10 protein-coding genes are annotated in these 13,470 nt (G+C 40.7%); 5 read left to right on the forward strand and 5 right to left on the reverse strand.

Going from position 1 to position 13,470, the window contains the following annotated elements; all coding sequences use genetic code 11:
* Positions 1–104: 104 nt before the first annotated feature.
* The 5 genes from ACYQ2M_RS07400 to ACYQ2M_RS07420 form a co-directional block, all read right to left on the reverse strand.
* The gene (locus ACYQ2M_RS07400) at positions 105–707 is read right to left on the reverse strand and encodes an alpha/beta hydrolase (protein WP_459915691.1); all 603 of its coding nucleotides are present in this window, start codon (positions 705–707) and stop codon (positions 105–107) included.
* Positions 708–799: 92 nt separating this feature from the next.
* Positions 800–2,497 (reverse strand): putative ABC transporter permease subunit, encoded by a 1,698-nt coding sequence (locus ACYQ2M_RS07405; protein ID WP_459915692.1) that lies wholly within the window; start codon positions 2,495–2,497, stop codon positions 800–802.
* A complete protein-coding gene (locus tag ACYQ2M_RS07410; protein ID WP_459915693.1) occupies positions 2,487–3,224 on the reverse strand; it encodes an ABC transporter ATP-binding protein in 738 nt (245 codons plus the stop codon). Before ACYQ2M_RS07410 ends, ACYQ2M_RS07405 begins: the two co-directional genes overlap by 11 nt.
* Positions 3,225–3,236: 12 nt before the next feature.
* The gene (locus tag ACYQ2M_RS07415; protein WP_459915694.1) at positions 3,237–4,757 is read right to left on the reverse strand and encodes a transglutaminase-like domain-containing protein; all 1,521 of its coding nucleotides are present in this window, start codon (positions 4,755–4,757) and stop codon (positions 3,237–3,239) included.
* A 216-nt stretch (positions 4,758–4,973) separates the two neighbouring features.
* Positions 4,974–5,933: an integron integrase gene (locus ACYQ2M_RS07420; protein ID WP_459915695.1), complete on the reverse strand. Its 960-nt coding sequence runs from the start codon at positions 5,931–5,933 to the stop codon at positions 4,974–4,976.
* 620 nt (positions 5,934–6,553) lie between these two features.
* On the opposite strand from ACYQ2M_RS07420, the gene ACYQ2M_RS07425 reads away from it, so the two are divergent.
* The 5 genes from ACYQ2M_RS07425 to ACYQ2M_RS07445 form a co-directional block, all read left to right on the forward strand.
* Positions 6,554–10,426 (forward strand): hypothetical protein, encoded by a 3,873-nt coding sequence (locus ACYQ2M_RS07425; protein WP_459915696.1) that lies wholly within the window; start codon positions 6,554–6,556, stop codon positions 10,424–10,426.
* A gap of 568 nt (positions 10,427–10,994) precedes the next feature.
* Entirely contained in the window at positions 10,995–11,228 is a 234-nt protein-coding gene (locus ACYQ2M_RS07430) for a hypothetical protein (protein ID WP_459915697.1), read from the forward strand.
* A 147-nt stretch (positions 11,229–11,375) separates the two neighbouring features.
* Positions 11,376–12,731, forward strand: a complete 1,356-nt coding sequence (locus ACYQ2M_RS07435) for a PocR ligand-binding domain-containing protein (RefSeq protein WP_459915698.1) — start codon at positions 11,376–11,378, stop codon at positions 12,729–12,731.
* 13 nt (positions 12,732–12,744) lie between these two features.
* The gene (locus tag ACYQ2M_RS07440; RefSeq protein ID WP_459915699.1) at positions 12,745–13,155 is read left to right on the forward strand and encodes a response regulator; all 411 of its coding nucleotides are present in this window, start codon (positions 12,745–12,747) and stop codon (positions 13,153–13,155) included.
* 3 nt (positions 13,156–13,158) lie between these two features.
* Positions 13,159–13,470, forward strand: a 312-nt coding sequence (locus ACYQ2M_RS07445) for a hypothetical protein (protein WP_459915700.1), incomplete at its 3' end; no start/stop codon positions are given.

Consider the following 13,470-nt stretch of genomic DNA (forward strand, 5'->3'; position numbering starts at 1 on the left):
TCAGGGGGTCTGGCATAGATTATAAAAAAACAGCCATGCTATTTACTCCCAATCTTACCAAATAGCACCCGTTTTGATTTATTAGCAGCTAAAATCCCTGATTCTTAAAATGCACAGCGAACCAGACTATCATACAAAGATTCACGCATGCCGGAATAAAAATGATCGCATCCGCTTATTTGTTCAAATGAGGAAATATTCCACCGTTTCAGATGCTCATTTAATTCAATCATATCCGCGTATTCATCCCTGTCACCGCAAATCACAAATCCAGGGCAGGCAAATCCCTGGACATCTGTAAAATCCATGAAGCTCACCGGAGGCGAGACCAGCAATTGATGCAGTAATGGCTTTTCTTCAAAAGCCGTGTGGGCATTCACCCAGGAACCAAAAGAATATCCGGCAAGGGCAAGATTTAAAATGCCGCGATCTTGAAGAAAGGACGCTGCGGCCTTCACATCCGCGCATAAATCAAAAAAGGTGTCATAGGCACCGGTGCTTTTTCCCGTGCCCCTGAAATTAAACCGCAGGGTTGCATAGCCATTGTCAAGATAAGCCTGCTCAATGCTTCTGACAACCAGGTTATTCATGTTTCCGCCATATTCCGGATGGGGATGGGTTATAATCACCCCACGCTGTTTTTCAGCGCCCTGAACAACCCCTTCCAGGGTCCCCTTTTCAAACTGAATCTCAACTCTCTCCTTCATTTTTTCCCTTTCATTTTGGCAGTCATCAGCCATAAATTTTTTACGCTACCACCACAGCCAGACCCGTGAAGGAATTGAAACAACTCCCCGAACTAATGGTACAAATGTTTTACAAGTCTTTTTTCACCAAACCGAAGCGGTAGCACAACCATTATAATGCAGATTAAAAACGATGCTGTAAAGGAGAAAACAGTCCACGAAACCGTGAGCCCGGACAACTCCCCTCCCCGGAACCGGGTGGCAAGAATGGCATAAACCGGTCCGGCCTGGAGCACAATCACCCCGCCGATGAAAATGGCACTGTAAATCATGAACAAAAGACCACCATAGCTGGTGACGGTCTGTGCGGGGTTTTCCGACTTGAACGAGGGAAATGCAGCTCCAAGGCCAATGCCAAGCGCCACCACACCGGGCACCATTAAAACGGTATTTATACAGGAAAGCACCATCATAAAGGGAACGGCGTTAAGCAAAATATTTGTGGCGATGATCAACAGCAGGGTCAACCCCATCAAGGGAACCAGGTACATGAAAAATTTGATCCATAAAAAAGAACGGGGCGATACCGGACTTGATCGTATAAGCCAGATGGCCTCACCTTCCATACTGACGGCGGGAAAGGCAAAGCGCCCGGTGATGGCCGTTAACACAAAAAAGGCAAGCCCCATGTTGAGAAATGACAAAATATTTTGGAGATAAAGGGTTTTAATGGGGGATCTGTCCAGGGGCAGCACCTTGAAATTATAAATATAGATGGCCATCAACGCCCCGATGAGAAACAGCTGTGACCACTGGGTCTGATCCCGGAAAAAAGTTTTGATCTCTTTGGTCACCAGGGCCTTCACCGGTGCACTGAACCGCCGAAAAAGGGGAAGTTCCAATCGTCTTTTCACAAACACCCTTGCCGCCGATGTCTGGGCCCGGGACACGCCTTTAAAATAAATGAGATCTGCTGTGAACATCAGCACAAAGATCATCACCAATACAAAACTTAACAATAACCCCATGTGAAAAAATGCTTCAAAAGCTGCCCCCTGCAATGCCGCCATCACGGCATCATAACACCAGGTGCTGGGCAAAAAGGCAGAGGAAGGGGCTGTCATGGATTTAAAATAAAAAAGCGTTGCAGAAAAAGCGTCGGGGTCCACCAGACGTTCTGGCCGCAATATGCGAAGGGCAACATAAAGCAGAATAAAAACAGACAATCCCAGAAAAACAAAAATGGTGCGGATGCGGCTGGCTGGGACCAGAACCACCACCCCCATCACCAAAAATGCCCCCAGAGCCGATGCCACAAAGGAAAGCAGCACCAGGGATGCCAGCACTGTGAGGTAAAAAAACATCCCCGGATCATACACAACACCATAGGAAACAAACACCGGCAGAGTAAACAAAATAACCATCCAAGAGCTGTCCAGGGTGATTTCCAACCACCGGGCCAGAAAGATGGTATAGCCCTCCACCGGCATGGCATGGACCAGCTTGAGATCCTTTGCCAGATACAGTTTGGACAGGGAATTTAAAATACTGCTGAAAATCAGCAAAGAAAAAATGGTGACGATGACCATGGAAAGAAATTTCCAGGCAAGGATGTCCCCCAGTTCCTCCACACCGCTGAAATATCGCAGCATCCGCAGGCAAATTAGCAATGCCCCCACCCAAAACCCTGCGCCCAACCCACCGATGATCATAAACTTTACGATCCCGGCCTTTCGTTTTTCTCCCCTTGCCTGGTTCAGGGTGCCCCACCACCTGGGCTTTAAAAGTGTTTGTATATTATTACACGCCACCGCCCTTTTCCTCCGTTAAAATCATAAATACCTGTTCCAGATCTCCCCCATCGGAACTGGCAAGGGCTCTCAATTGGCCAATGGTTCCCTTTGCAATGAGCTGTCCCCGGTGAATGACCCCAATGCGGTCACACACATCCTGGGCCACCTGCAGGGTATGGGTGGACATAAAAATGGTAACACCTTTGGCAGCAAGTTCCCGAAACAGCTGTTTCACCATCTTGATGGCAATGGGGTCCAGCCCCACCATGGGCTCATCCACCACCACCACTTCAGGGTCATGCATCAGGGCTGCTGCCATGATCAGACGCTGTTTCATACCATGGGAAAAAGATTCAATGAGCTCATCGGCCCAGTCCAGGAGGGAAAATTGCTTTAAGCTTGATTCTGCAAGGTGTTCAAATCCATCAGGATCCATTTCGTACAGATCTCCCATGAACTTTAAGAACTCCATGGCGGTGAGTTTTTCATAAAGATAGGGCCTGTCCGGGATATAACCGATTTTCTTTTTGGCCTCCCGGGGAGATGTCAGCATATCAATGCCACAAATGCTTACCTCCCCGGAGGTGGGGACCAGAATGCCTGCCATCATGCTTATGGTGGTTGTTTTTCCGGCTCCGTTGGGACCGATGAAACCAAAAATCTCGCCCCGGGGTACCACAAGGCTCAACCCCTCCACGGCCATGAATTTTCCATATTTTTTGGTTAAATTTTTCAGTTCAATCACGTTTATCTCCGGTCATTCATAGAACAGCACCTCAAGTTTTATCTTTCCCATCATCCCCATCAAGTCAAGCTGGGATTCCTGGGAACCCGCCGTCAAAGAGATGTGGGTGACATCTGCCGGAATCTGGTTAAACAGGGCATCCACGGTGATCCATCGTCCAACAAACACCGTATTCCAGGCATGGTAATAAAAACGTCCATTGAGATACACCAGCCCCGCCTCAATGCCCGCAGGGATACCCACAGAACGACAAAAAGCCGCCATCAAGGCCGCATGTTCATTACAATCTCCCACCCTGTTTTTTAAAGTGGAGAGGGCATTGGGCAGGGAAATCACCGGTTGTCTCCGAATATTGGCCTGAATCCAGCCCACCAGCCGCCCAATGTTTTCCAGGGGGGTATTGTCAGGAAACACCAGCCGCCGGGCAATTTGCTGGATCTGCGCGTCATCGGATTGGACAAATGGCCCTGGTAAAATAAATTTTTCATCCACCCCGGCGATTTTTTTAGATGTGACAGCGGCAGGTAAGTTGCCAAGAACTTCTTTTTCAATGGTTAAAATATCTTGACTCCAGGTTTGACGATGCTGTGACGGCCCCCTGGCAGCCAATGACATTTGTTTTATGTCCACGCCAGTCAGCTTGATTTGTAATTTTGTAAGTGCACCCGGATCCTGAAACGTTACGTTGGAGGGCACGGACACCAGCGTGGTTAAATCAGCCATGCCTTCTGGATTAATATCCCCAATGGCCTCCTTTTGGGTGGTTTTCACAAGGGTGATGCCCAGCATGCCCTGCTCTTTCAGTATCAACCCTTTTGCATCCACCCAAGCCGATTGACTGGCCCCTTTAAAGGACAATGTGATTTTCTGTGCCGCTATTTTTTCACCATTGATAACAATGGGATCTGAACCCACCATTTTTACTGTGGCAGGGGCCTGCCCCATGGTGGAGGGATCAAACAGAAAAAGCGTCATCTCGTTGCCGGGCTTAAGGCCGGATGCCACCGTGGCAGGAAGAATCGCACTGGGGAGATAGGGTCGATTTTCAAGGGGTATTTTAAGGGTACTTACCTCCCCTGCCCCACCGGCATCGGTGGCGGAATGGGTATAAAGAAAAAGGCTGTTTTCCTTCACCTGTCCGTTGACGACAAAATGAAAGGTTCCCGACGCAATGGAAAATTTAAATGCTTCCAATGCAAAATCCTGGCTTGTGATGCTTGAGGACGTCACCATGACTTCCTGGACCAGCCCCATGGTGTTTATGTTCATCACCGTTTTTTCATCAATGAGATAGCCCCCCCCACCGGCGGTGGTCAGCCGGCGGTGACTATAGCCAATTTTGGTGTCATTCTGGAAGATATTCATCCAAGTTTCACCCGGAATCTGTTGTGTTTGCATGGCAGAAGAAAGGAAAGTATCCTTTACATTCACAGCATTGTGATGAAAACCCAACCGAAAATACATCATTGCAGCAAACAGCACAAAGGCGGCTATACCCGGTATCCAAAATGTTCGTTTTTTGTAAATCGCCACGTTGTTTTATTTACCTCCCACGGATCACCTTGCCCCCCAGATTTTCCAAATGGCCCCGGGCCCCGGGCCTGCATAAAAAACGCCGTACCAAAAGACCTTTATCCCCTCCAGGAACAAAGGTGCATCATCACGGCTGTCTTTGTCATGCGACTTGATTTCCATCCACTCTCTCTTTGTTAACTCATGCGTTATAAGTTTTCCAAATTTTACACCACTTTATAATTCATTTAAGTGGAAATCAAGCGGGCTTTTTGATTCCTTGATAGTTCTTGACCTTACCGTGTGAGTATAGATCATTGTCGTTCGAACATCACTGTGTCCCAACATCTCCTGTATGGTGCGGATATCATAGTTGGCCGCCAGCAGATGACTGGCAAAACTGTGCCGAAAGGTGTGGGCACTTGCCCGCTTAAGGATTTTTGATTTGTTCACTGCTCGTTTAATCGCTTTCTGGACATGGGTTTCATGCAGATGATACCTCCGGTATTCATTTGTTTCTGCAATAAAGGTCAAGGTCTTGGCCGGAAAAAACCATTGCCATATCAATTCCTTGGGAGCATTTTTATACTTTTCTTCAAGCCTGTCCGGCATAAAAACACCAGAATAGCCGACTTTTAAATCTGCCTCATGCAGTTCAATCACATAATTGACTTGATTTTGCAGGGCATCGCTGATTGATTCCGGAAGAGGTAGCGTTCTATCCTTTTTGCCTTTCCCATCATGTATGGTCAGCACATGATGATCAAAATTAAAATTATGGATTCTCAGTTCCATGCATTCCGACAGCCGAAGCCCACAGCCATATAACATTTTTACAATAAGGTCATATGGATATTTTAAATTTTGAAGAATACGATCAATCTCCTCCCAGGAAAGGACAACCGGAATATAGGGTTTCCTTTTTGCACGGACAACACCTTCAATTTTACCGAATTCTTTTTTCAGTACGTGCCTGAAAAAAAACAGTAATGCGTTGAAACCCTGATTTTGGGAAGAGGCAGAAACTTTTTTCTTCACCGCAAGAAAAGTTAAAAAGTCCTTTACATCATCAGGGGTCAAATTTTCCGGCAATTTATTTTTAATAAAATAACGAAATTTCTCTGCCCACAGGGAATATGCCTTTAATGTTTTTTTTGAGTAATGGCGGACCAGGATTTCATTTTTTAGCTTTTCCATGGCAATGTTCCATGGGTGGTGGGTTTGCTCTCCAATGATATGCCCATTTGTTTTCTCCTGAACATGGTGCACCTGGTATAAAGGAGGAGGTCTTCTGGATTCTTGACTTAAACCGGAATAGTATAATTTTACTGCCAGCTTAGCCTGCAAGCGCTGTGAATCATTCTGGTGTTTTTCTTTCAGTTTATCACAAAATAATAAAAGGCTTTTGGGCTCAGCATAAGGGTGATTGTATTTTTTACAAAAATCCAGATAAAAAAGCAGCCATTTCTTATATGCAGCATATTCCTTTGACGGAACACTGCCAGTCGCTAACAAGTGGTCATATTTTTTGCGGAGTGCCTCTGGCATTTTGATCATGGTATCTAATCCCGATAATATTCAAATTATGGTGTTATCCAGTTAGAAAAAACTATACTTGACTTATATATTATTGTCAAATATAACAAATAAATCATAATGAAGTGAGTTACACAGAACCACACAAGTACTTGTTCTTTTTTGGGAGTGTGGAATAAGGCTGATTAAATTTTGGAAAGCCTGTATTCCCTTGATATTATGCATGATCGCATTTTGGCAAGCCACAGCCGTTTTTCAGAAATGATAATGGATCTATATATATGAAAAAGAAAAAACAAAGTAAAAATCGACAAAAAAAACATGAGAAGCGTAAAAAAAGCAGTGCGATCAAAAAAAAGAAAGCTATACAACAAAAACAAAATAGAGCAAGGAAGAATGCTTCCATAAGTCCGGATCATAATCAGGAAATGATCACTTTTCCAAATGCTTCATTTAGTGGAGAGTCTAGCGAAGATAGTTTGAAGGAACCTGGTATTGAACTCAAAAAGCTTTTTTCTAAATATAATGCAACTGACATCTGGCTATCGCTTGGTGTTTCTGAACTGTGGCTACCCAATATAGGAAGCCCTGTAAAGCACTGGTTCGCATTAGCAACATTTGCTTCAATGAGCTCTAATCAATTTAACCCAAAAGTAAAAATAGAATCTTACGCCAACTTCAAAGAGTTTATTGAAAAGGTGTATGAGGTCCTGCCGAATTTCATTATGCTTGAAGATTACCTCCCAGAACCAGATTGGGGGGATATAAAAACATTAATTCAAGGAACGCCATCTAATGTTTTTTATGGCGGTCCTGTAGAGCGAATTGTTGATTTTGTTGAAGCCTTTAAAATATGTAATAGTTCGAATGAAAATGCTATAGCCGATCTTGTTATAGCTCAGAAAATTCAAAATTATGTGATTTCAAACATTAACAGGAAAGATGTCGGAGATATCGTAGGTATCTCACCTGGAGACATTTCAACACCATCAGAGTCTTTTTGGCAGCAATGTTATACTACTCTATCAACAACAAAAGATAACTTCTGCGACAATTGGAAACTCACCCCTGATTTGATAATTAAGCAGGGGTCAATCAATTCTGTAAAAACCATGACGCAATTCAGTAATTTAGTTATGACTGGGGGAGTGTTGCCCGCAATTTTTATTGACATTGCTGGTGATTTGTATCCCGTTTCTTTGCGGTCCGCTTTGTCTGTGGTGGTTCAATTTTGGTCTGATCGTATAGATCCCAAGAATAGCAATATTGATATCACAGTAATTCGAAATATAGCACAATATTTAAAGCAACGAATGGATAAACGGAAAATCTTTACAGATCCATTTATGCTTTTATCAAAAAATTCTCAACTTCCTTATACCTTTGCATCTGTTATTTTTTTTGAGTCATGGATTGAGTTCGTTGTAGTAATTCATGAAAAACAACTAACTTCTTTGGTTCAGATTGAGCGGGATGTAAAAAAGTTAATATTGGGTGGCGGGGAGTGGGGCGTTCTTGTCAAAGAGTCAAACCAAGCACTTAAACTTTGTACCTCAGGAGTTGTTAAAGACGTTCGCATTTTAGCTGTTGCAGTTTCAACCTCCTTAGATACACGATTTCACGAACCTCCGAAGTTAGAATTATCGAAAATTGTTTTTCTTAATGATTTTGTAACATTATTTGATTCAATAAAAGATTTTTCAGAGCTTAGTCGTTTTTGGGACTATGTTGATGAAAGCAAAAATTTGATGCTGCCAATGTCTGGTCTTAGTGACAAGTTAGGATCTTTCCGCAACAATAACGAGATTTTGATTGATGGGGCAATAAACCCAGATATGCTCTTTTTAGATCCTCATACAGGATCTAATTGGCGCTATGAAGAACTAAGTGAGTTTTGGAAGAACGCTCCTGTAAGCTTACCATATGGTGAGAAATATAACTGGACTATTATTGATTCAGAAAACCATCGTTTGAAATGTTTATCTACAAAATGCGGGTATTGGTATTCGTGGTACACTTCGATAGGGCAATGTGGAATTCATTTCCTTTTTCGAATAGAGGTAGATCTATATGATGAAGCAAATAATCGCACTCTTGGACTTTTTGCTCATTGTCTTGCAGACTCCATCTCCGAAAGAGCAGGTTTAATTCATGAAGTTCCAATTTTTAAGAATAAAAGCATTGTTACTAAGTGTTTTCCGAATAAAGATGCTTTAATCTCAGAAGAAGGCGAAAATGGGAACGGAGATCATAGGAAAGAACTGTTTTCAAATTGGAGGGTAATAGATAAAAAGAATACGGTTGAGGTGTCTATCGATGTGAATTTGTCTATGGTTTTTTCAAAACTGAAAAAACCTTTAGATGCATCCTTTGAGTCCTACTCCCTGATACAATGGCTCTCAAATATTTCAAAAAGAATAAATCAAACCATTGATGATCAAGTCACTCTTTCTTTAGAAAAAACGAAAAATAGACAGCACAGATTTTCTCTGACAACTGTTCAAAGAGAGGTCGATGCCCCAGACCATGCTAATCCAATTATTCCCGAAGATAGGCATTATAAAGGAGCTCGGAAAGATTTGGCAATAGTCTTAAAGGAGCAAGGGCTTAAACCTGGACGATTTGAATTAAAAGAAGCAAAGAAAATGATTGACTCTTCAAGAGATTCCTATAGAAAGTTCATCCATCGAAAAATAGATCGATTTGAAAGAGATTCAATAATACAAATTTCTATAGAACTGATAGACTCCCACACTGCAAAGTACCACGAAAAAATCAATCGATTAAGACATAGCCTTGAACACGAGGTCGATTATGATAGAAATCAAGAACTATGGGAGACAAAAGATAATTATATCAAAGATACCAGGAATTTGCGCTACCTTCTGGAGTGCACTGCAAGTTTGCAAACTTCTGGGGCAATAAATCCCACCCCCGATGATGTAGTTAAATTGATGGCAAATATTGATTGGTTATTTGTTCTATACTTAGCAAGTGATATTCTTCACAACGAATTGGAAGTTGCAGGGCTTAATATCAATGATTTTTATATTCCAGAAGTATTTTATTCTGAAAATCGGAAGGAGAAGGAACGTGCATTTGCATTAGAAATGTCTGAAGCTGAATTAGGGCTTGGATTGAATGAAAAAGATGAAGCAAATTTTATACGAAGCGTAAAAGAGGTTCAATCTATTCTTGATGATGCTTTTATAAAGGACACAGGCTTCACTTTTACACATTTTTTTGAAGCACATCATGTATTATCTCATTGGCAAACTACGAGGGGAAAGTCTGATTTGGCTTTTCGCTATACAGCCAAGCCGAATGACATTATCAATGAGTTAGTCCGTGCAATAGATAATTTGGATAAGAAAAATGCGGAAAAACTTGTTTCTTTTATGACTCTTGACCCCCAAAAAATACGTCGTCTAATCAATAAAGATACAGTCGAATCTGATGTACCTGTTTGGGAGCACAGAAAACGTGGTCATAGATATGCGATTCGCCCATTAGTCCCAACTCAAGACGGTATGAATCTTTCATGGGGCCCCACATTCGTAAATAAATCATTGAGTATATGGAAGGGCCAAATAGTTAATGGGTATTTACCTGCTGATTTTCAATGGAAAAACATTAAAATTGCAATTCGAAATATTAAAAAAGAAATAGAATCATCCCTTGAAACTAAAACTTATGAAGTTTGCTCAAGATTCGCCACGTATATTGAACGCGGCATTGATTTTAAGAGACGTTTCCCAAAAGAAAGATTTGAAGACGTTGGTGATTACGACGTTTTAGCGTACTATCCCGATAAAAATAAATGGCTATTGATTGAGTGTAAATATAATCAACCGCCGTTTTGTATAAAGGATGCCAGAAGACTTCGAGAGCGTATTTTTGGTAGGGGATCCAAACGCGGTCAATTTGCCAAAATTGAACGTAGGCGTAAATTTGTTGAAGAAAAATTTGATAGGGTACGGACATTATTGAAATGGCCTAAGGCTGATTCAGATAGTTCTCTATCAATTGTTGAAATTTATGTGAGCCGAGATATTTACTGGTGGATGCGGTACCCTCCCTATGAAGTTTTGTCGCATTTCGTTCGTATTGATGCTTTGGAACATTGGTTGGAAAAGAACATTAAATTGTCCTAAATACAATGGTCTCATTGTTTTTTGATTTCCGTTTATGGGCGAGATGCCGCCTGGTGATCAGGACCTATGGCGTCGTTTACAAGAAAATACCTGTCCATCGCAATAATCTGTCATGACTGAAATTATAGACAATTTTGATGTTATCTGATTCGGTTTTCTAACGGTACTTTTAAATTGTTTCCCAACCATGCTCTTGCTACGGATCGCAAAAAGCGCGACCGCAGAAGAGCAGTGTTCTCTTCCTATGATGGCCTCTCAGGACAGATTAGGATTTGTTGGTTGTTTCCACCACCTTCATGAACAAAAACACTTTCGCCTTGTGGAAGTTTTTATTTTGCTCTTTTCGAAAATCGAAGATATGAAGGAAGGAATTCGCTTTTCGGGTGATTCGCCTTATCGAAGGCTTTCGATTATTTGACTTGCCGTCTCTTTTCGGGTGGCTCACTTCGGTGAAGGTTTTCACAACTTTGAAAAGCAGTTTCCGTCTCAATCAAAAACAAATTTCAAGGCCGTCTCCCTCTCGGACAAAGGTCCGCAAGGCTTTCTCTAACATGAACCGGCGTTGAATATGATGAGAGAACAAGCACTTGCAGCGGACTGGGCGGGAGCGCGCCTTCGTTTACTGCTGTCTTTTATCAACCGCTTCAGCCTTCTGGCCGCCTGTCTCGATTCGCCGCCCAGCTCGCTGAAGTGCAGCGTTCACGGCGGCTGCGCCGCCGTGAATCGCGGTGCCGACTGCGTCCAGCTCCTTGTTCCGGCGCTCCGCGATTCTTTTTCAGATTTTATGAATCTATATTTATGACGAATACGAAAAATATTAACTAACCGATGACAAATAAAATCAAACATACTCAACTTAAACGTATTTTTTTTGCGGCTACACCGCCAGAATGCGGTGCGGACTATCAAGCTGGCTACACAATATTTACATAAAATAGGAATCAATAACATGGCAGAGACTGAGACTGATCTCATTAATAAAGAGCTTAGCAGGGGGTTTGTAACAGATAATAATTTGTCCATAATTCATCAAATATTTACATCATACCAGATAGATACAAATCTCCAAATAGCATTATATGATGGGTCGGGTAAGGTAATCTGGGGGGATCGTTCTAAATTTTCACCAATATGTGAATTTTTTTTAAAAAACACGCTTCTAAGGCAAGAATGTGAGAGTAACCATGAGCATAGAACTTCATCGGCCTTTTTTAATGGTTCTGATGCCCCAGTCGTGAAAAGATGCCACTGTGGACTATATAATATATCCCTACCTATATTCCATGATGGTTTTTTTTATGGATCATTAATAACCGGACAAGTTAAATTAACAAAACGTGATAATATCTCAAAATCAGATAGCCAATTCAATTTAAAATTAAGTGAATTAAAAGAACGATATGAAATCCACCCAGATGCAATCCAAGGAATAAAGAAGGCTTATTCGTCAGTAAAAAGAATAGAAAACTTCGATGACCAGATTAGAACCCGTTTGCTTGAAGCTAAAAATAGCTTAGTGGACATAATTGAACACACAACCAATAGAATAAAAAAAATTAACCTCCTGAGGCATGAACTCCATGATCCCAATATTACCGTAAGAGGAACTATATCAAAAGCTATAGATGAGCTGCGTAACCAACCACTAACCGATGGAAAAATAACTTTTGAATCAGACAAATTAGATGAAATAATTAATACATTAGTTTCTGCTAAAAACAATTCATACTTGTTTACAAACATCATTGAAAATATTTTTACATCATTAAACCTTGAAAATGTCCATTTGAATATAAAAAGATGCAATATGATTAAATTACTATTCTGTGCAATGAAAATTTTCTTTTCAATGGGGGATGAAAAAAACGTAAAATTTGAGAAGATAAAAAAAATAAATCTGGACAACAGATACATTTACATAGATCGCACTCTGATTATGAGAGTCCTTATAAACGTATACCAAAATGCTGTCAAATATTCATACTATGGTCAAAGTTCTGAGCAACCAAGAACTATTCAAACTGTATGTAGCAACCATGCAACACACTTTCAGATAAAGATATCAAACTATGGAATTGGTATACTACCAGAGGAAATCGAAAAAATTTTTGAAGAAAATGTTAGAGGATTATTATCATCTGACAAACATAGAACCGGATCTGGGTTAGGCTTGTACCAGGTTAAAAAAATTATTGAGGCCCATAGAGGAAGTGTTACGATCGAAAGTATTTTAAAGGGTGATGATGAATATAATGACCCCTATTTAACAAGGTTGACCATAAATCTTCCATACTACTTTAAATAAGGAGAATTTGTTTATGAAATCTATATTATGGATAGAGGATGAAGAAAACCAGTTTGATACGTTTTCGCGGGGAATTGAAAATTATTCAATTAAACGAGTAGACAATTATAAAAAAGCTATTGAAGAAATTGCAGCAAATCAGTTTGACTTGTATGTTGTTGATATCATTTTGCCTAGCGGGAAAAAAGTAACCTCGAAAGAAGATTTATTGAAGATACGAGAGATATATTTTGGAATTGAATTGATAAAACATATAAGGCAACAAGACACCAAAACTCCCATAATAGTTGTTAGTGTTGTAACTAGTTCATATTCAATAAATGACAAAATCAAAAAAATTGACCCTAATATTAGCTTTTTCTACAAATATGATGTTGATTCTAAAGTTATTAAGGAAAAAATAACAGAGTTAATCGGAGACTAATCAGTGATAGACATACTTAAAACTTTTTCCCAAACTGTATCAGATTACCTAATCCACCTTTTTGAAAACATTCTTGTTGATCACCTTCAAGTTGTAGGTTTAATAGTCTTCGCAGCCATCCTTATGTATTTATTGCGAAAAATTTTCTTTAAAATTTTAAGATTCATTGAAAAACCAATTCACTTTACGACAAATTTGATCAAAAAAGACCAAATGAAAAAATTGCATAAAGTCATGAAGCATCATGATGAAAACCAAAAGAAAAAAATTAATATTAAAGATGATATCTCAAAAAACATAGCGCACTTAAATGAA

The organism is Desulfocicer niacini, assembly GCF_054657595.1.